14 protein-coding genes and 1 pseudogene are annotated in these 19,932 nt (G+C 70.2%); 11 read left to right on the top strand and 4 right to left on the bottom strand.

Going from position 1 to position 19,932, the window contains the following annotated elements:
- Positions 1 to 56: 56 nt before the first annotated feature.
- From SACGLDRAFT_RS04405 to SACGLDRAFT_RS21770, 3 genes are all read left to right on the top strand, one after another.
- The gene (locus tag SACGLDRAFT_RS04405) at positions 57 to 332 is read left to right on the top strand and encodes a hypothetical protein (RefSeq protein WP_040918544.1); all 276 of its coding nucleotides are present in this window, start codon (positions 57 to 59) and stop codon (positions 330 to 332) included.
- Between the two features lie 141 nt (positions 333 to 473).
- Entirely contained in the window at positions 474 to 953 is a 480-nt protein-coding gene (locus tag SACGLDRAFT_RS04400; protein ID WP_005462126.1) for a hypothetical protein, read from the top strand.
- Between the two features lie 20 nt (positions 954 to 973).
- Entirely contained in the window at positions 974 to 1,537 is a 564-nt protein-coding gene (locus SACGLDRAFT_RS21770; RefSeq protein ID WP_005462125.1) for a DUF3558 domain-containing protein, read from the top strand.
- 98 nt (positions 1,538 to 1,635) lie between these two features.
- Here the strand turns inward: SACGLDRAFT_RS21770 and SACGLDRAFT_RS04390 are convergent, their stop codons facing one another.
- On the bottom strand, positions 1,636 to 2,820 hold the full coding sequence (locus SACGLDRAFT_RS04390) for an acyl-CoA dehydrogenase family protein (RefSeq protein ID WP_005462124.1): 1,185 nt from the start codon (positions 2,818 to 2,820) through the stop codon (positions 1,636 to 1,638).
- A 427-nt stretch (positions 2,821 to 3,247) separates the two neighbouring features.
- On the opposite strand from SACGLDRAFT_RS04390, the gene gltB reads away from it, so the two are divergent.
- The 5 genes and pseudogenes from gltB to SACGLDRAFT_RS04365 all read left to right on the top strand — a co-directional run bounded on the left by gltB (position 3,248) and on the right by SACGLDRAFT_RS04365 (position 11,843).
- The gene (gltB, locus tag SACGLDRAFT_RS04385) at positions 3,248 to 7,768 is read left to right on the top strand and encodes a glutamate synthase large subunit (RefSeq protein WP_005462122.1); all 4,521 of its coding nucleotides are present in this window, start codon (positions 3,248 to 3,250) and stop codon (positions 7,766 to 7,768) included.
- A 71-nt stretch (positions 7,769 to 7,839) separates the two neighbouring features.
- The gene (locus SACGLDRAFT_RS04380) at positions 7,840 to 9,291 is read left to right on the top strand and encodes a glutamate synthase subunit beta (protein ID WP_005462120.1); all 1,452 of its coding nucleotides are present in this window, start codon (positions 7,840 to 7,842) and stop codon (positions 9,289 to 9,291) included.
- Positions 9,292 to 9,390: 99 nt separating this feature from the next.
- Positions 9,391 to 10,017 (top strand): bifunctional adenosylcobinamide kinase/adenosylcobinamide-phosphate guanylyltransferase, encoded by a 627-nt coding sequence (locus tag SACGLDRAFT_RS04375; protein ID WP_005462118.1) that lies wholly within the window; start codon positions 9,391 to 9,393, stop codon positions 10,015 to 10,017.
- Positions 10,014 to 11,073: pseudogene (gene cobT / locus SACGLDRAFT_RS04370) on the top strand (nicotinate-nucleotide--dimethylbenzimidazole phosphoribosyltransferase). Before SACGLDRAFT_RS04375 ends, cobT begins: the two are co-directional and overlap by 4 nt.
- 29 nt (positions 11,074 to 11,102) lie before the next feature.
- Positions 11,103 to 11,843 (top strand): adenosylcobinamide-GDP ribazoletransferase, encoded by a 741-nt coding sequence (locus tag SACGLDRAFT_RS04365; RefSeq protein WP_040919579.1) that lies wholly within the window; start codon positions 11,103 to 11,105, stop codon positions 11,841 to 11,843.
- Positions 11,844 to 12,154: 311 nt separating this feature from the next.
- Here SACGLDRAFT_RS04365 and SACGLDRAFT_RS04360 read toward each other — a convergent pair whose 3' ends face one another.
- Positions 12,155 to 13,525 carry a cobyrinate a,c-diamide synthase gene (locus SACGLDRAFT_RS04360; RefSeq protein ID WP_005462109.1) on the bottom strand — a complete coding sequence of 457 codons (1,371 nt, stop codon included), beginning with the start codon at positions 13,523 to 13,525 and terminating at the stop codon, positions 12,155 to 12,157.
- A 377-nt stretch (positions 13,526 to 13,902) separates the two neighbouring features.
- Positions 13,903 to 14,289 (bottom strand): DUF7715 family protein, encoded by a 387-nt coding sequence (locus tag SACGLDRAFT_RS04355; protein WP_005462108.1) that lies wholly within the window; start codon positions 14,287 to 14,289, stop codon positions 13,903 to 13,905.
- Positions 14,290 to 14,428: 139 nt separating this feature from the next.
- Here SACGLDRAFT_RS04355 and aac(3) point away from each other — a divergent pair, with 139 nt between their 5' ends.
- The gene (gene aac(3) / locus SACGLDRAFT_RS04350) at positions 14,429 to 15,277 is read left to right on the top strand and encodes an aminoglycoside 3-N-acetyltransferase (protein ID WP_005462107.1); all 849 of its coding nucleotides are present in this window, start codon (positions 14,429 to 14,431) and stop codon (positions 15,275 to 15,277) included.
- Positions 15,278 to 15,283: 6 nt separating this feature from the next.
- On the opposite strand, the gene ilvD is transcribed toward aac(3), so the two are convergent.
- The gene (gene ilvD, locus SACGLDRAFT_RS04345; RefSeq protein WP_005462106.1) at positions 15,284 to 16,972 is read right to left on the bottom strand and encodes a dihydroxy-acid dehydratase; all 1,689 of its coding nucleotides are present in this window, start codon (positions 16,970 to 16,972) and stop codon (positions 15,284 to 15,286) included.
- Between the two features lie 44 nt (positions 16,973 to 17,016).
- Between ilvD and SACGLDRAFT_RS04340 the strand changes: the two genes are divergently transcribed.
- Positions 17,017 to 19,365 carry a Tex family protein gene (locus SACGLDRAFT_RS04340; RefSeq protein ID WP_005462105.1) on the top strand — a complete coding sequence of 783 codons (2,349 nt, stop codon included), beginning with the start codon at positions 17,017 to 17,019 and terminating at the stop codon, positions 19,363 to 19,365.
- A gap of 47 nt (positions 19,366 to 19,412) precedes the next feature.
- Positions 19,413 to 19,874: a GreA/GreB family elongation factor gene (locus SACGLDRAFT_RS04335; RefSeq protein ID WP_040918539.1), complete on the top strand. Its 462-nt coding sequence runs from the start codon at positions 19,413 to 19,415 to the stop codon at positions 19,872 to 19,874.
- Positions 19,875 to 19,932: the final 58 nt, after the last annotated feature.

Below are 19,932 nucleotides of genomic sequence, written 5' to 3'. Positions count from 1 at the left end.
AATCAAAACCTAGGGACCGGTAAAGGACCCCGGTCGTGGACGCAAGGGGGCAGAAGGTGCCTCAGGACGGTTATGACAGAGATTTGAACCATCGCGAACGCGCGACCCTGCAAGCCGTGGCTCAGGGCGCTGCCGAAATCGCTACCGGTTGTGGAACGAACCTCTTCATCGACGGACTCGCCTGTGCCGACCAGGCCATGGCGCACCGGCTCGTCCGAGCCGGGCTGATCCGTCCCGCCCACGTGGGCGAACCCGGACAGCGGGTCCCCGCCGTACTCACCGAAGCCGGCAAGCGGGCGCTGGAGAACGCTCCCGCCCTCGCCGGTCGCTGACGCAACGGGCGCCCGCCCCTGGGGCAGGGCGCCCGACTTATCTGTTCGTCACGTCGCCAGCTCCCCTCACCCCTCGCCCGTTCTCGTTACACTCCGAGGCCGAACGGTTTCGCGACGACAGCCGACTGGGGGGGCTCGGTCTTGGCACAGGAATTCAGTGAGCAAGGAGCGGCGTACGACCCGGGTGCCCGTGGGGGCTCCGGAAACGTCGCCGACACGGCGTTCAAAGCCATCACCAACCTGGCCAACATGGCCACCGCCAAGTTAGCCGCCAGTAGCCTGGTCGAATCCGCGAAGAACGGCGGCTTCACGGTCACCAAGGAAAGCGCCGACGAACTGATCAACACGTTGGCGAAGTTCGTCGACGAGATCCGTGCCATGGAACCCACGCTCGCGGCTTTCGACCAACAACCCGCACTGGGCAGTCACCCGTACGGTCAACTTGTCGCCCGACACATGTACGAAGGAGCCAACGGGCCCCAGTCCGCCCGCGCCGTACTGAAGCAGCTCGAAACCATACTCGAGATGAGCATCGAGGCGCTCCAACGCGCTTCGAATCAATACGAGGAAACCGAAGCAGACACCGTCGACGCACTCAACAAGACCAGCCGATCGATCTGATCGACCGCACAAGGGACACCATGACTCGATTCGCCCTGTTGCCCGCACTCGCGCTCCTGGTCCTGACCACAGCGTGCGGAGACGGCACCGAAGGGATCGCACAGTCGGACCCGAGCACTGAGCCGACACCACAAAGCCAGTCCCCCTCCACCGCCCCGACAAAGTCAGGTCTCAGTGCGACGCTCGAGCCCTGTGAGCTCCTCATACCGGACGCGGACATGGCCCGATACGGCTCATTCCATGAGGGCCGCTATAGGGAAGCGGCTGGGGCGCGCCTCTGCAGCTGGCAGCGACAGGACGACGCGACAGCCAAGTCCGGCCTCGTCATCAGCGTGGGTGTCCGCGACAGTCAAAGCGTCGACACCCTGACGGACGTCGGAGGTGGCATCAATTCCGGCGAGGTCAACGGCAGATCGGCCGCAGAAGCTCCCGACCCTCGGTACGGGTCCTGCACTCTGGCAGTCGCCGTAGACGACCACTCACGCGTTGACATCGGCATCACCGCCATGGACGACGTCAACGCCGCTTGCGACGTGGCTCGGGAGGTCGCTTACCTCGTCGAACCTCGCCTCCCGACGGCCTGACGCCGTACGGGAAGTGCGGACACCCGTGCGCAGCCCGCGGACACGCGTACGCGAAGTGCGGACACGTGTGCACAGGCTGCGGACACGGTGTTCAGCGGTTAGGGGTTGATTCGGAAGGCCGGGATTCCCGTCACCGCCTGTCCCACCGACAGGGCGTGCATCTCCTCGGTGCCCTCGTAGGTCAGCACCGTTTCGAGGTTCGCCGCGTGCCGCATCACCGGGTACTCCAGCGAGATGCCGTTGGCGCCCAGCATCGACCGCGCGGTGCGCGCCACGTCGAGTGCCGCGCGCACGTTGGCGAGCTTGCCGAAACTCACCTGGCTGTGGTGCAGCGTGCCGGCGTCCTTCAACCTGCCGAGTCGCAACGCCACCAGCCCCGCCCGGTTCACCTCCACCACGAGGTCGGCCAGTTTGCGCTGGGTGAGCTGGTAGGCCGCCAGCGGCTGCCCGAACTGGGTGCGCGTGGTGGTGTACTCCAGCGCCGTCTCGTAGCAGGTACGAGCGGCGCCCACGACCCCGAACACGATGCCGAACCGCGCCTCGTTGAGGCACGACAGCGGCCCGCGCAGTCCCGTCACGCCGGGGAGCGCAGCGTCGGAGGGCAGCCGCACGCCGTCGAGCACCAGCTCCGCCGTCACCGAGGCCCGCAGCGAGAGCTTGCGGGTGATCTCGTGGGCTGAAAAACCCGGCGTGTCGGTGGGCACCACGAAACCCCGGACGCCCTCGTCGGTCCGCGCCCACACCACGGCGACGTCGGCCACCGTTCCGTTGGTGATCCACATCTTGGTGCCGTCCAGCACCCAGTCGGAACCGTCGCGGCGGGCGCGCGTGCGCATGGACGCCGGATCGCTGCCCGCGTCCGGCTCGGTGAGCCCGAAGCACCCGATCGCCTCCCCCGACGCCAGCGCGGGCAACCACCGCTGCTTCTGCTCCTCACTGCCGTAGCGGTGGATGGCGTACATGGCCAGCGACCCCTGCACGGAGACGAAGCTGCGCAACCCCGAGTCGACGGCCTCCAACTCGCGGCAGGCGATGCCGTACGCGACGGCGGACGAACCCGCGCACCCGTAGCCCGTAAGGTGCATTCCGAGTACGCCCAATCGGCCGAAACTTTTCGCTAGATCTCGTACCGGAAGCGTCGCATTTTCATACCAATCCGCGACATGGGGGCTCAGTTCCGCCTTCGCGAACCGCCGCACCGTATCGCGGATGTCTCGTTCGTCCGCCGTCAGTTCGGCGTCGATGCCGAGGAAATCACTTGGGTCCGAACCGGTCTCAACCATGCCACAGACCCTACCCGCTTTCGGATTTTCGCTGGTCAGAGCGCTACGCGCGCGGGAAAGCACAACGAGGGCACGATCGTCAATCCCCTCGTGATGTTGTTTATGTAACACATCTCGACTATTTGGCTAACCGCCGGTTCACATTACTGTCATATGACCCGGCGATCCCGGAGAACCATTCGTGCGCCGGTTCCACCGACGACACCGTGGTGGATCCCGCAACCGCGCAATGCTCTGCCGCCGCACAGCGCCGTGTGGTCCCGATGTGTCCGTGAACTTTCGCAACGAAGCGCAAGTGACGACATCGACCTTTCCTGAATTGGCCATCGCAGCCTCGGGCTGAATCGTTAGTCGACCAGTGCCGCAGATCACACGGCATCGGTGTTCTTCAGCCCGGCTGCGCCGAGTACGAGGAGGGCCGCCAGCCGTGAGCCGCCCAGCACCGCGTGAACCCTCCGCGGGTCTGTACGACGAGCAGTACGAACACGACGCCTGTGGCGTGGCCTTCGTCGCCGATCTCACGGGCCGCGCGACTCATGACATCGTCGCGAACGCCCTGACGGCACTACGCAATCTGGAGCACCGTGGCGCCCGTGGCGCCGAGCCCGACACGGGTGACGGCGCGGGCATCCTCATCCAGCTTCCCGACGCCTTCTTCCGCGAGGTCACCGACTTCGACCTCCCCGACCCCGGCGGTTACGCCGCGGGTACCGCGTTCCTGCCTCACGACGAGGAGCAACGCGGCAGGGCCGCCACCACGATCGAACGCATCGCCGCCGAGGAGGGCATGCGGGTGCTGGGCTGGCGCGAGCTGCCCGTGGACACCCGCCACGTGGGCGCCACCGCCGCGACCACCATGCCCCACTTCGAGCAGGTCTTCCTCGCCCCGCTGGACGAGGAGGTGACGGGGCTGGCCCTGGAGCGCGCGGCGTTCTGCGTCCGCAAGCGCGCCGAGCGGGAAGGCATCTACTTCCCGAGCCTGTCCTCCCGCACGATCGTCTACAAGGGAATGCTCACGGAGCCCCAGGTCGAGAAGTTCTTCCTCGACCTCACCGACGAGCGCGTCGTCAGCGCCATCGGCCTGGTGCACTCGCGGTTCTCCACCAACACGTTCCCGGCGTGGCCGCTGGCGCACCCCTACCGCTACATCGCCCACAACGGCGAGATCAACACGCTGCGCGGCAACCGCAACTGGATGGACGCGCGCGAGTCCCAGTTGTCGTCCGAGCTGTTCTCCGGCGACCTCTCCCGCCTGTTCCCGGTGATCACCCGCGGCGCGAGCGACTCGGCGTCGTTCGACGAGGTGCTGGAACTGCTGCATCTCGGCGGCCGGTCGCTGCCGCACGCCGTGCTGATGATGATCCCGGAGGCCTGGGAGAACCACCGGGAGATGGACCCCGCGCGCCGGGCCTTCTACGAGTACCACTCGGCGTTGATGGAGCCGTGGGACGGCCCCGCACTGGTGGCGTTCACCGATGGCACGCAGATCGGCGCGGTCCTCGACCGCAACGGCCTGCGCCCCGCCCGCTACTGGGTGACCGAGGGTGGCCTCGTGGTGTTCGCCAGCGAGGTGGGCGTGCTGGAGGTGGACCAGTCCTCCGTCGTCCGCAAGGGCCGGCTCGAACCGGGTCGCATGTTCCTGGTGGACACCGCCCAAGGGCGCATCGTCGACGACGACGAGATCAAGGCGGAACTCGCCGCCGAACACCCGTACGCGGAATGGCTCGAATCCGGCCTGCTGCGGTTGGAGGAGCTCCCCGAACGCGAGCGCGAGACCGCGTCGTCCACCCCGTTGGTCCGCGACCAGCAGGTGTTCGGCTACACCACGGAGGAACTCAACGTCCTGCTCGAACCAATGGCCCGCACCGGTGCGGAGCCGATCGGTTCGATGGGCAACGACGCTCCGCTCGCCCCGCTGACCAGCAGGCCCCGGCAGCTCTACGACTACTTCACCCAGCTGTTCGCGCAGGTGACGAACCCGCCGTTGGACGCCATCCGCGAGGAGTTGGTGACCTCGCTGCGTACGCAGCTCGGCGCGGAGTCCAACCTGCTGGAGGCCGGGCCGCGACACTGTCGCAAGATCGTGCTCCCGTTCCCGGTGCTGGACAACGCCGAACTCGCCAAGCTGGTGCACGCCAACGACGACGGCGACCTGCCCGAGTTCACCGCCTACACGGTGCGGGGCACCTTCCCGGCCGCCGGTGGCGGTGAGGCGCTGGTACGCAGGCTCGACGAGATTCGCGCCGAGGTGAGCGAGGCCATCGCCGACGGCGCGCGACTGCTCGTGCTGTCCGACCGCGGCGTGGACGCCGACCACGCGCCGATCCCGTCGCTGCTGCTCACGGGCGCGGTGCACCACCACCTGGTGCGTCAGAAGAGCCGCACGCAGGTGAGCCTCGTGGTCGAGTCGGGCGACGCGCGGGAGGTGCACCACATCGCGCTGCTCCTCGGCTACGGCGCCTCGGCCGTCAACCCGTACCTGGCGATAGCCTCGGTGGAGGAGCTGGCCTCGCGGGGCAGGCTGGGCGACATCACGCCGGAGCAGGCCACTCGCAACCTCGTCACCGCGCTCGGCAAGGGCGTGCGCAAGACGATGTCCAAAATGGGCGTCTCCACCGTCGCCTCGTACACGGGCGCGCAGATCTTCGAGGCGATCGGCCTGGGCTCCGAGGTCGTCGACTCCTGCTTCACGGGCACCACCTCGCGGCTCGGCGGCGTGGGCTTCGACCTGCTCGCCCGCGAGGTGACCGAACGGCATCGCCGTACCTTCCCCGCGGACGGGGTGCGCCCCGCGCATCGGAGGCTGGACGTCGGCGGCGACTACCAGTGGCGACGCGAGGGCGAGCCGCACCTGTTCAACCCGCACACGGTGTTCAAGCTCCAGCACTCCACCCGCACGGGCAAATACGAGATCTTCAAGGAGTACACGCGCGCCGTCGACGACCAGTCGCGCAACCTGATGACCCTGCGCGGGCTGTTCGAGTTCCGGGAGGGCGTGCGCCCGCCGGTGCCGATCGAGGAGGTCGAACCGGTCTCCGAGATCGTCAAGCGGTTCGCGACCGGCGCCATCTCCTACGGCTCGATCTCACAGGAGATGCACGAGACGCTGGCCATCGCCATGAACCGGCTCGGCGGCAAGTCCAACACCGGTGAAGGCGGCGAGGACCCGGAGCGCCTCTACGACCCCGAGCGGCGCAGTGCCGTCAAGCAGGTGGCTAGCGGCCGGTTCGGCGTCACCAGCGAGTACCTGGTGAACGCCGACGACATCCAGATCAAGATGGCGCAGGGAGCCAAGCCCGGTGAGGGTGGTCAGCTTCCGGGCGGCAAGGTGTACCCGTGGATCGCGAAGACCCGGCACTCGACGCCGGGCGTGGGGCTGATCTCCCCGCCGCCGCACCACGACATCTACTCGATCGAGGACCTGGCCCAGCTCATCCACGACCTCAAAAACGCCAACCCCGCCGCGCGCATCCACGTCAAGCTCGTGTCGGAGGTGGGTGTCGGCACGGTCGCGGCCGGGGTGTCGAAGGCCCACGCCGACGTCGTGCTGATCTCCGGGCACGACGGTGGCACCGGCGCCTCGCCCCTGTCCTCGATCAAGCACGCGGGTGGTCCCTGGGAGCTCGGCCTGGCCGAGACCCAGCAGACGCTGTTGGCCAACCGGCTGCGCGACCGCATCGTGGTGCAGGCCGACGGACAGCTCAAGACGGGCCGCGACGTCGTGATCGCCGCGCTGCTCGGCGCGGAGGAGTTCGGCTTCGCCACGGCCCCGCTGGTGGTGTCGGGCTGCGTCATGATGCGTGTCTGTCACCTCGACACCTGTCCGGTGGGTGTGGCGACCCAGAACCCGCAGCTTCGGGCCAAGTTCAGCGGCAAGGCGGAATACCTGGTGAACTTCTTCGAGTTCATCGCCCAGGAGGTGCGGGAGTACCTCGCGAAGCTGGGCTTCCGCTCGATCGCCGAGGCCGTGGGCCACGCCGAGTTGCTGGACACGCGCAAGGCCGTGGATCACTGGAAGGCCTCCGGTCTGGACCTCTCCCCGATCTTCCACGTGCCCGAGCTCGAACCGGGCGCGGCACGGCATCAGGTGGTGGCCCAGGACCACGGGCTGGACAAGGCGCTGGACAACACGCTCATCCAGTTGGCCGAGGGCGCTCTACTCACGGGCGGCAAGGTGACGCTCGAACTCCCGGTGCGCAACGTCAACCGCTCGGTGGGCACGATGCTCGGCTCGGAGGTCACCAAGCGCTGGGGCGGCGCGGGACTGCCGGACGACACCATCCACGTCACGTTCACGGGCACCGCGGGCCAGTCGTTCGGCGCCTTCGTGCCGAAGGGCATCACGCTGCGGCTGTTCGGCGACGCCAACGACTATGTGGGCAAGGGGCTGTCCGGTGGACGGATCGTCGTGCGGCCGCCGCGCGACGCCCAGTTCATCGCCGAGGACAACATCATCGCGGGCAATGTGATCGCCTACGGCGCCACCAGCGGTGAGCTCTTCCTGCGAGGCCGGGTGGGCGAGCGGTTCTGCGTGCGCAACTCCGGCGCGCTGGCCGTCGTCGAGGGCGTCGGCGACCACGGCTGCGAGTACATGACGGGCGGGCACGTCGTGGTGCTCGGCAGCACGGGCCGCAACTTCGCGGCGGGCATGTCGGGCGGCGTCGCCTACGTGCTCGACCTGCGTCCGAGCCGCGTGAATCCCGACATGGTGGACCTCGACCCGCTGGACGACGAGGACGAGGAGTTCCTGCGTGACGCGATCGAGCGTCACTACGTGGAGACGGACTCGACGGTGGCGCACGCGCTGCTCACCGACTGGGAGTCCGCTTTGGAACGGTTCACGAAGGTGATGCCGAAGGACTACAAGCGGGTCCTGCGTGCGCGCGCCGAAGCGGAACGCGAAGGGCGGGACGTCAACGTCGCGATCATGGAGGTGGCCAATGGCTGAGAATGGTTACCTTTACCCGGCCATGGCCGCCGACCGGGTGCGGGTGCCCCGCAGGACACAGGAGGTGGCCAATGGCTGATCCCAAGGGCTTTCTGACCACCCGACGCGAGGTACCTCGCTCCCGTCCCGTGGACGTCCGCATTCGCGACTGGCGGGAGGTCTACGAGGAGTTCGAGGCCTCGAAGCTCACCAAGCAGGCCGGACGCTGCATGGACTGTGGCATCCCGTTCTGTCACCAGGGCTGCCCGCTGGGCAATCTGATCCCGGAATGGAACACGCTGACGTGGCGTGACGACTGGCGGGACGCCATCGAGCGCCTGCACGCCACGAACAACTTCCCCGAGTTCACCGGGGTGTTGTGCCCGGCGCCGTGCGAGGCGGCGTGCGTGCTGGGGATCAACGACGATCCGGTGACGATCAAGCGTGTCGAGATCTCGATCGTCGACCGCGCGTGGGACGAGGGGTGGATCACCCCGCAACCGCCGAGGACGAAGACGGGCAAGCGAGTCGCCGTGGTGGGCTCCGGTCCGTCCGGACTGGCGGCGGCCCAGCAGTTGACCCGCGCCGGTCACGACGTCGTGGTGTACGAGCGGGCCGACGCCATCGGCGGGCTGCTGCGCTACGGCATCCCCGAGTTCAAGATGGAGAAGTTCCGGCTCGACCGCCGGCTGGAACAGATGCGGGCGGAGGGCACGGAGTTCCGCACCGGCGTGAATGTCGGTGTGGACCTCTCCGCCGACGAGCTGCTCGCGAACCACGACGCGGTGGTCCTGGCCGGTGGGGCGACGGCGGCTCGGGACCTGCCGATACCGGGACGAGAGCTGCCCGGCGTGCACCAGGCGATGGAGTACCTGCCGTTCGCCAACCGCGTCGCCTCCGGCGCGCTGACGTCCTCACCCATCGACGCGGCGGGCAAGGACGTGGTGGTGATCGGCGGTGGTGACACGGGCGCCGACTGCGTCGGCACCGCTCACCGGCAGGGCGCGCGCTCGGTGACGCAGTTGGAGATCATGCCGAAGCCGCCGCTGTCTCGCTCGGAGGCGCACCCGTGGCCGACCTACCCGATGATCTACCGGGTGTCCTCGGCCCACGAGGAGGGCGGTGAGCGTCTCTACTCGGTGAACACGCAGGAGTTCCTCGCCGACGACGAGGGCAAGCTGCGGGCGCTGAAGCTGGTGGAGGTGCGGCGCGAGGACGGCCGGTTCGTCCCCGTGGAGGGCACCGAGCGGGAACTTCCCGCCCAGCTCGCGCTGCTCGCGCTGGGGTTCGTCGGCCCGCAGCGGGAAGGGCTGCTGGAGCAGCTCGGCGTCGAGCTGGACGCCCGAGGCAACGTCGCTCGCGACGCGTCGTTCGCCACGAGCGTGGACAAGGTGTTCGTCGCCGGTGACATGGGCCGGGGCCAGTCGCTCATCGTGTGGGCGATCGCGGAGGGCCGTTCGGCCGCGGCCGGGGTCGACGCCTACCTCACCGGACGCGACGTGCTGCCGGCGCCCATTGCCCCCACCGACCGTCCCATCGCGTGAGAAGCAACGGTCGCGGGCGAGCGAGGTGAACGACACGATCGCCCCGTATCGCCCGCGACCGCAGCGCGAGAGCCCCGTTGTGGACAAGAATGACCCACCATGATGATTGATCCGAGGCGGCGGGTCACCGAGTTCGTGGCCGAACGGCTGGAGGCAGGCGCCCTGCTCCTACGCAGGTACGGCCGCCGTGCCCGTGGCGGGCCGCGCACGCTCGTTCTGGGTGGGGTCCGATCCGGCAAGTCCCGCCACGCCGAGCAGCTCATGTCACGATACCGGTACGTGGTCTACGTGGCGGGAAGCGCGCCTCCCACCGGCGACGACCCCGAGTGGGCGGCGAGGGTGGCGGCTCACCGCGCCAGACGACCCGCTCACTGGCGCACCGTCGAGACCATGGACATCGCCCACGTGCTCCGGACCACGACCGCGCCCGTGCTCGTGGACTGCCTCGGCACCTGGCTGACCAGGGTGCTCGACGAGGTGGGCGCGTGGGAACAGCGCAACGGCTGGCAGCGCGCGGTGGACGAGCGGTTGCAGGACTTCGTCGACGCCTGGCACTCCACCAAGGTCCCCGCCGTGGCAGTCAGCAACGAGGTGGGCTCGGGCGTCGTCCCGGCCACCCACGCGGGCCGCGTGTTCCGAGACGTCCTGGGTGCCCTCAACACCGCCGTCGCGGCGGGCTCCGACTCGGTGCGGCTCATCGTCGCCGGGCGGGTGGTGCGCCTGTGAAGGCGGTTGCGAAAGCGACGTTCCCCGTTCCCGTTCCGCTGCCCGACGCGACGGCGGAACGCCGGGCCCGGCGGCGGCTCGACGAGCTGGTCAAACCTGTCGGCTCGCTCGGCAGGCTTGAGGAGCTCGCCGCGTGGCTGTGCGGCGCCCACGGCACGGTCCCGCCACGTCCGCTGGACGACGTGCGCGTCGTGGTGTTCGCGGGTGACCACGGCGTGTCGAGGACGGCGCCGGGCGTGTCGGCGTATCCCAGGGAGATCACGGCGGCGATGGTGCGCGTCTTCTGCGCGGGCACTAGCGGCGTCACCGTGCTCGCGCGGGAGGTCGGCGCGCGGGTCCGCGCGCTGGACATCGCCGTGGACGCCGATCTCGACGACGTGCCCGAAGAAGTCGTCGCCCACAAGGTGAGGCGTGGTTCCGGTTCGATCGACGTGGAGGACGCGCTGTCGCCGGGCGAGGCCGAGAAGGCCTTCTCGGTGGGCCGTACCGTGGCCGACGAGGAGATCGACGCCGGCGCGGACGTGCTCGTCCCCGGAGACATGGGCATCGGGAACAGCACGGTGGCCGCCGCCCTGGTCGGGGCGTCGCTCGGCCTACCCGCGCACGAGGTCGTGGGCACCGGGACCGGGATCGACGAGTCGGGACGTGCCCACAAGGTGACGACGGTCGACCGGGCCTTGCGCCGCGCCGGGAGCCGGGTCGGTGCCCCGTTCGATCGGCTCACCGCGCTCGGCAGCGCCTGCGCCGCGGCGACCGCCGGGTTCCTGGTGCAGGCGGCCGTGCGGATCGACGCCGGTGGAGCTCGACGGGGTCTTCTCGTGTGCCGCGGCGCTCGTGGCCCGCGACCTCGCCCCGGACGCCCCGCGGTGGTGGCTGGCCGGGCATGCCTCGACCGAACCGGCGCAGCGGCTCGCGCTCGCCTCGCTCGGCCTGAAACCGATCCTCGATCTGGGGCTGCGCCTGGGCGAGGGCAGCGGCGCGATCCAAGCCGTGCCCGTGCTCCGTGCGGCCAGGACGGTGATCGCCGACATGAGCACCCTCGCCGAACTCTCGTGAGTCGGCGGCGCTCCGTCCTGCGGGACGGCATGTTGATGTCGGTGGGCACGTTGACGGTGTTGCCCGTCCCCGCGCCGTCGGTGGTGGACCGCCGGGTGGCGGGGACGGCGATGGTGCTCGCTCCACTCGCCTCGCTTCCGCTGGCGGTGGTGGCGGCGCTGGTCGTCCTCGCCGGAACGGGCTTCGGGTTGCCCACGTCGGTGACGGCCGTCGCCGCGATCGGCGCGGTGGCGCTCGGCAGCCGTGGTCTGCACCTCGACGGGCTGGGCGACGTCGCCGACGGTCTCGCCGCCTCCTACGACCGGAAGCGGGCGCTGGAGGTGATGCGGCGCGGCGACGTGGGCCCGAGTGGGGTCGTCACCCTGGTGCTCGTCCTACTCGGGCAGGTGGCGGCTCTCGCGGCCGCCGTGGCGTCGGGGACGGGGGTGGCCGCCGTGGCCACGGCGGTGCTCGCGGGCCGCGCGGTGCTGCCGCTGTGCTGTGTGCGGGCGGTGCCCTCGGCCCGCCCCGAGGGGCTCGGCGCGGCGGTCGCGGGCACCGTACCGCCGCGGGCGGCTGCGACTCTGGTCGCGACAGGTCTCCTCGCCGCCGCCGCGGTGCCGGGCTTCGCGTGGTGGCACGGCCCCGTGGCGCTTCTCCTCGGCTGGGCCTGCGCGGGGGCGTTGCTCGCGCGCGCCATCCGCCGGTTCGGAGGAATCACGGGAGACGTCCTCGGCGCCTGCGTCGAACTCACCACGGTGGTGGTCCTGGCGACCCTCTCCGCCGCCTAACCCCCACCTCCCGCACTTCCCGCACGCGTGTCCGCACTTCCCGCACGCGTGTCCGCACTTCCCGCACGCGTGTCCGCACTTCCCGCACGCGTGTCCGCACTTCCCGCACGCGTGTCCGCACTTCCCGCACGCGTGTCCGCACTTCCCGCACGCGTGTCCGCGACCTCCGGCGCGGACACGCTCCCTAGACCTCCAAACCTCCGTACGAGAAGTGCGAACACCCGTCCCCAACCCGCGGACACAGGTACACAGGCTGCAAACACCCGCACACAACCTGCGGACACAAGCACACAGACTGCGGACACTCGTCCCTAACCTGCGGACACGGCGTTTGCGGGCCAGTTGTGCACGGCCGTCGCGAAGCGACGCGCCACCTCCGGGTGGCCCGCCCAATGGAGGTGCAGATAGGAGGCATGCAGGCTCGGTGACGCGAAGCCCTCCGCCCGGCCGTCCCACTCCCACGCCGGAGTATCCCCGTGACGCGGCTCGACCACCGTGCGGTGAAACTCGTGTCCGCTCACCCGCTGTCCCCGCTCCGCCAGCAGCGAATCACCGGGCGAGGTAGCGTCCCGGTAGCCGAGGCCGCCCCCGCCGGTGGTCCGTCCCACCGCGTCGAGCGCGCCGACCATCGGAGCCCCGTCGAGCTCGCGACACAAATACAGCAGGCCCGCGCACTCGGCCACCACCGGCATGCCACCCCTCACGGCGTCGGCGACGCTCGCCCGCAGCCCGGCGTTGTCCGCCAGCTCCCGAGCGTGCACCTCGGGGAACCCGCCCCCGAAGTACAGGCCCGCGCAGCCTTCGGGCAGCTTCTCATCGCGCAACGGGTCGAGGTCGACCACGTCGATGCCCGCAGCGTCGAGCAACTCCACCGTCTCGGTGTAGCGGAACGTGAACGCCGCCCCCGAGGCAGCCGCCACCACGCGGCGCCGCCGGGAGGCGGGCATGTCTTCGGCCGGTTCCCACGCCACGGTCGACAACGACGGCGCCGACCGCGCCACCCGCACGACGGCATCGAGGTCCACTCCGGACTCCACCCACGCGGCCAACGCGGACACGAGGGCTCGGGCACCGGCGCCCCGTTCCCCCGCAGGCACCAACCCGAGGTGCCGGTCCGGTGCCCGCAGCGACTCGTCGTACGGCAGGACACCCAGCACCGGGATGCCCGTGGGCTCCAGCGCCTCGCGGATCTCGTCCTCGTGCGCTCGCGCGTTGACGCGGTTGAGGATCACACCGGCGAGCCGGACGTCGGGGTCGTACCGGGCGAACCCGAGCACCGTCGCGGCGATGCTGCGGCTGGCCGTCCACGCGTCCACCACGAGGACCACGGGCGCCGACACCAGTGTCGCGACGTGTGCCGTGGACGCGCGACCCCCGGTACCGAGCGCACCGTCGAACATCCCCATGACGCCCTCGATCACGGCCAACTCGGCCGAACGGGCTCCGTGCGCCAGCAACGGCGCGACCCGCTCCGGCCCCTGCAGGACGGGGTCGAGATTGCGTGGCGGCAGGCCCGTGGCCAGCGCGTGATAGCCGGGGTCGATGAAGTCGGGGCCGACCTTGTGTCCGGACACCGCCGTCCCTCGGGCACGCAACGCCGCCATCAATCCGGTGGCCACGCTCGTCTTGCCGTGCCCCGTGCCCGGTGCCGCGACGACGATTCTGGGGATTCCCACGACCATGCTCGGCACCTCCCGGCCGACCGTAACGCACGTGCGACACGACAACCTCGGGAAGCGCCGGAGGCGTCGCCTCGGGCCACCGACGTCCGGGCCCACCACAGGCTCACCGGGCGGCTGGGAGGAGCCCCGTGAAGGTGCACGACCGGATGCGGGAATTCCTGCTCTTCCAGCCGATGTCCTTCGTCGGCACGACCCCGACGAAGGACATCACCGTGTCACCGAAGGGCCTCGCGGGCAGCTTCGCCGTCCTCGGTGATCACCGAGTCGTCCATCCCGACTGCACCGGCAGCGGCACCGCGACCACCGCGCACCTTTCGGTACCACGGACGCATCGCGCCGATGTTCCGCATGTTCGACGGCCGCCCCGACGGCGGGGATCACGGAACGCCCTGCCTGACCTGCACGTAGTCCAGCCGGTGCTCCAACACGACGCCGTCGGGAAGGTCCGCCACCAGATCGAGCAGCGAGTCGGCCAACCCCTCCACGTCGGCGATGTCGTAGCCCTGTTCCTCCACACTGGACCGAAGCACCATGATGTAGTCCTCGCGAGTGATGCCGGGCAGGGTGCGCACCATCGCGGTGGTGGTGGCGCGGTGGGACGACAGGCCGGCGAAGCCGCGCCCGCAACCACAACCGCCGTCGGGATCGTTACGGTCCTTCTCACACGTCGGCGCGATCCACACCAACTCCCCCTCGACACACCAGTGGTAGTCGTTGTCCCGGAACCCCTGCGTCGCCGACGTGGCCACCAGTGCCTTCACCATGTTTCCTCCCCTGTGTGGTGCCGTGGTGGAAATTGACTATCAGGTGGGGCGGACAGAACCGGGCCGTCCGAGCGCGTGTCCGGAGCCCGAGAACCGAATTCATCCGGTCGGGGCGACCGCGGCACCTACACTCCGCACCATGGACGTATCCGCCCTGCTCCACCGCTCCGGTGGTCCCGTGACGCGCAGCGGACTCGCCGCCGACCTCGCGGACCTCGGGCTGCGGGAGGGTGACACCGTCATGTTCCACACACGCCTGTCGGCCGTCGGCTACGTCGCGGGTGGACCCACCACGCTCATCAACGCGCTGCTGGACGTGGTCGGTTCCCGAGGGACCCTGCTGGTCCCCTGCGGCTGGAACGACGCGCCGCCGTACGACTTCCTCACCTGGCCCCGACCGTGGCGGGAGCGCGTCCGGGCGGAACACCCCGCCTTCGACCCCGACCTCAGCGAGTCCGATCACGACAACGGTCGCCTCCCGGAGGTGCTGCGTCGCCGGCCCGGCGCAGTGCGCAGCAGGCATCCGGACGTGAGCTTTGCGGCATTGGGGGCGCGTGCGGAGGAGCTGACGGCCGAGCACCCGTGGGACGACCCGCACGGTCCGGGCAGTCCGCTCGCCCGGCTGGTGGCGGCCGGAGGTCGGGTGCTGCTGCTCGGCGCGCCGCTGGAGACCCTGACGCTGCTGCACCACGCGGAGGCCATCGCCGACGCCCCGAACAAGATCTTCGTCTCCTACGAGATGCCCATCGAGGTGGACGGACAGCGGGTGTGGCGACGGTTCTCCGACATCGACTCGGAGAACGGGGCCTTCGACTACTCCTCCGTCGTGCCGGCGGGCGAGGACCCGTTCGGCGTGATCGGCGCGGAGTTGGTGAAGGCCGGGTTCGGCCGTAGCGGTCTCGTGGGAGCCGCGCGCAGCCACCTGTTCGAGGCGGCCGACGTCGTGGACTTCGGTGTCAGGTGGATCGAGGAGAAGTTGGGCGGCTGACCGGCGTCACGAGCACACCGCGCCCTCGGAGGCCGAGCGCACGAGCCGCGCGTACTTGCCCAGCACCCCGCGGTGGGCGATCTCCGGTGGCCTCCAGCCGTGTCGTCGCCGGGCCAGTTCGGCTTCGTCCACCAGCACATCGAGGGTCCGACTCGACAGGTCGACGATGATGGGGTCGCCGTCCCGGACGAACGCGATCGGCCCGCCGTGGGCGGCCTCCGGAGTGACGTGGCCGATGCACAGCCCCGTGGTGCCCCCGGAGAACCGGCCGTCGGTCAGCAACAACACGTCGCGGCCGAGCCCCGCCCCCTTGATGGCCCCGGTGACGGCCAGCATCTCGCGCATGCCCGGCCCTCCGCGTGGTCCCTCGTAGCGGATCACCACCACGTCGCCCGCCCTCAGGTCCGGCAACGCGTCCATCGCCGCCTGCTCGCCGTCGAACACCCGTGCCCGTCCCTCGAACCGGGGCCGGTCGAAACCCGCGCTTTTCACCACGGCGCCCTCCGGGGCCAGGGTGCCGTGCAGGATCGTGACACCGCCGGTGGGATGCACCGGGTCGGACAGCCGACGAAGCACCGTGCCGTCGAGTTCGGGTGGCGCCACCTCCGCCAGGTTCTCCGCCACCGTCCTCCCCGTGACGGTGAGACAGTCGCCGTGGAGCAGTCCCGCGTCGAGCAACGCCTTCATCACCGCCGGGACCCCGCCGACCCGGTCCACGGCGGTCATGACATGCCGCCCGAACGGTTTCACGTCCGCCAGGTGCGGGACCCGGTCCCCGATCCGCGAGAAGTCGTCGAGCGACAGGGGAACCTCGGCCTCGTGCGCGAGGGCCAACAGGTGCAGCACCGCGTTGGTCGACCCACCCAACGCCATCACCACCGCGATGGCGTTGCAGAACGCCTCCCGCGTGAGGACGTCGCGTGCGGTGATCCCCCGGCGCAGCAACTCGACCACCGCCTCCCCGCTCGCGCGGGCGAAGCCGTCACGGCGGCGGTCCACCGAGGGTGGACTCGCCGAGCCCGGCAGCGACATCCCCAGGGCCTCGGCGGCACACGCCATCGTGTTGGCGGTGTACATGCCGCCGCACGCGCCCTCGCCGGGGCACACGGCGCGCTCCACCCGGTCGAGCTCCTCCCTGCTCAGCAACCCGCGCGCACACGCACCGACCGCCTCGAACGCGTCGACGATGGTGACCTCCCGGCCGTCGAGGCGGCCGGGAAGCGTGGAGCCCGCGTACACGAACACGGCCGCCACGTCGACACGGGCGGCCGCCATCAGCATTCCGGGCAGGCTCTTGTCGCACCCCGCCAGCAACACGGCGCCGTCGAGCCTCTCGGCCTCCAGCACGGTCTCCACCGAGTCGGCGATGACCTCCCGCGACACGAGGGAGAAGTGCATGCCGCGGTGCCCCATGCTGATCCCGTCGGAGACCGACGGCGTGCCGAACTCCAGCGGGTAGCCGCCGCCCGCGTGGACCCCTTGCTTGCTCGCCTCCGCGAGGCGGCGCAACGACAGGTTGCACGGGGTGATCTCGTTCCACGACGAGGCGACGCCCACCTGGGGCTTGGCGAAGTCGGCGTCACCCATGCCCACGGCGCGCAGCATGGCCCGAGCCGCCGTGCGTTCGGGGCCGTCGGTGACTTCGTGGCTGCGTGGCTTGCCCTCGGCCGGACGCGCCACGCCGGTTTCGGCCATGGGGTCATCATGAGCGCCGGGCCCGGCAGGCACAATTCGGTGTCGTGGCAGACAGGACGTCCCTTCATGACAAGATCGCCGGCGAGCTCGGCGTCCGCCCCGAGCAGGTCCGCGCCGCCGTGGCCCTGCTGGACGACGGCTCGACGGTGCCGTTCATCGCGCGCTACCGCAAGGAGGTGACCGGCGGCCTCGACGACACCCAGCTTCGCACCCTTGAGGAGCGCCTGCGGTACCTGCGCGAGCTGGAGGAACGGCGCACGGTGATCCTCGAATCCATCCGCTCGCAGGGCAAGCTCACCGAGGAACTCGAAGCCAGGATCATGGCTGCCGAGGAGAAGGCCCGCCTGGAGGACATCTACCTGCCCTACAAGCCCAAGCGGCGCACGAAGGCTCAGATCGCCCGCGAGGCCGGGCTCGAACCGTTGGCGGACGGCCTGCTGTCCGATCCCACCCAAGACCCGAAGACCGCCGCCGAGGCGTACGTGAATCCCGACGCGGGCGTCGCCGACGTCGACGCCGCGCTCGCCGGCGCGCGCGCCATCCTCGTGGAGCGGTTCGCCGAGGACGCCGACCTCATCGGTGAGCTCCGCGAGACCATGTGGTCGCAAGGATGGTTGACGTCGAAGGTCCGGGAGGGCAAGGAGACCGAGGGCGCCAAGTTCGCCGACTACTTCGACTTCGCGGAGCCGCTGTCGAAGCTGCCGTCCCACCGCGTCCTCGCGCTGTTCCGTGGGGAAAAGGAGGAGATCCTCGACCTCACCACCGAACCCACCGAGCCCGGCGGCGAGGCCGGCCACTACGAGACCCGCATCGCCGAGCGCAACGGCATCTCCGACGAGGGCCGCCCGGCCGACCGCTGGCTGCTCGACACGGTGCGCTGGGCGTGGCGCACGAAGATCCTGTTGCACCTCGGTATCGACCTGCGCATGCGACTGCGGCAGGCGGCCGAGGACGAGGCCGTGCGCGTGTTCGCCGCCAACCTGCGCGACCTGCTGCTCGCCGCGCCGGCCGGGACCCGGCCGACCATGGGGCTCGACCCCGGCTACCGCACCGGCGTCAAGGTGGCGGTCGTCGACGGCACCGGCAAGGTCGTCGCCACCGACACGATCTACCCGCACCAGCCGCAGGGCCGTTGGGAGGAGGCGCTGGCGACCCTGGAACGTCTGGCGCGCGCACACGCCGTCGAGCTGATCGCCATCGGCAACGGCACCGCGTCGCGCGAGACCGACAAGCTCGCGGGTGAACTCGTCAAACGACACCCCGATCTCGGCATCACCAAGATCGTGGTGTCGGAGGCGGGCGCGTCGGTGTACTCGGCGTCCGCCTACGCGGCGCGGGAGCTGCCCGACCTCGACGTGTCGCTGCGCGGCGCCGTCTCCATCGCCCGCAGGCTCCAGGACCCCTTGGCCGAGCTCGTGAAGATCGACCCCAAGTCCATCGGGGTCGGGCAGTACCAGCACGACGTGGCCGAGTCGAAGCTGTCGCGGTCGCTCGACGCCGTCGTGGAGGACTGTGTGAACGCGGTGGGGGTCGACCTCAACACCGCGTCGGCTCCTCTGCTGGCCCGTGTGTCGGGCATCGGCACCGGACTGGCGGAGAACATCGTCGCCCACCGCGACGCGAACGGTCCCTTCCGCACCCGGACGGCGCTCAAGGACGTACCAAGGCTCGGCCCGAAGGCGTTCGAGCAGTGCGCGGGCTTCCTGCGGATCCCCGACGGCGACGACCCGCTGGACGCCTCGGCCGTCCACCCCGAGTCGTACCCGGTGGTGCGGCGCATCCTCGACCACACCCGCCTGGGGATTCGCGAACTCATCGGTGACTCCCGCACTCTGCGCTCGCTGCAGCCGGAGACGTTCGTCGACGAGAAGTTCGGCCTGCCGACGGTCACCGACATCCTCGCCGAGCTGGAGAAGCCCGGCCGGGACCCGCGGCCCGAGTTCAAGACGGCGACGTTCGCCGAGGGCGTCGACACCCTGGCCGACCTCAAGCCGGGCATGCGGTTGGAAGGCGTGGTGACCAATGTGGCGGCGTTCGGCGCGTTCGTCGACATCGGCGTTCACCAGGACGGTCTCGTGCACGTGTCCGCCATGTCCCACGACTACGTCGCCGACCCGCGCGACGTCGTCAAATCCGGTGACGTGGTGACGGTCAAGGTGCTCGACGTCGACGTGACGCGCAAGCGCATCTCGCTCACCCTGCGGCTCGACGACGAGCCCGGCGCGGCCGGGGACGGCCGCAGGCCCAGCCGCCGGGGCGACGGTCGACGAGGTCAGGGCCGTGCCGGCAAGGGCAAGCAGGGGCAAGGCAGGCAGGGACGCCACCGGGACGGGCGGCCGCCCGCCGGGGGCGCGATGGCCGAGGCACTGCGCAAGGCCGGTTACCGAGTCTGAGTTCTCGGCGCGTGGCGAGCCGGGCGGCCTGGCCCGACAATGGGGCAATGACGTCGACCCCAGGCTTGAGCCCGGCCACTCGCGCGCGGCTGGAACGTGAGCTCGAAACGCTCCGCCAGCAGCGCGAGTCCTTGGCGCCGAAGCTCGGTGAGGACCCACTCGGTGACAGCGCCGACCAAGCGGATCTGCTGGAACGCGCGGAGGTGGTGTCGCGGCTGGACCGACGCATCAGCGAGGTCACCAACCTGCTGTACGGCGGTCCGGCCGCCGAGCAGGAGACCGGGCTCCCCTCCGGCACTCGTGTCACGCTGCGCTTCGACGACGGCAGCACCGAGGACATGGTGGTGGTTGGTTTCGCCGACGAAGCCGAGGACGACACGTCCGCGTTGACGGCCGACAGCCCGTTGGGGCACGCGCTCGTGGGCAAGTCGGAGGGCGACACGGTCACCTATCGCACGCCACGAGGTGAAGCCACCGCCCAGATCGTCAAGCTCCACCTCCCCGAGTGACCCGCCGTGTCCGCAGGTTGTGCACGCGTGTCCGCAGGTTGCGTACGCGTGTTCGCAG

The organism is Saccharomonospora glauca K62 (assembly GCF_000243395.2).
GTDB lineage: Bacteria > Actinomycetota > Actinomycetes > Mycobacteriales > Pseudonocardiaceae > Saccharomonospora > Saccharomonospora glauca.
This window is presented reverse-complemented; position numbering and strand designations above follow the sequence as displayed.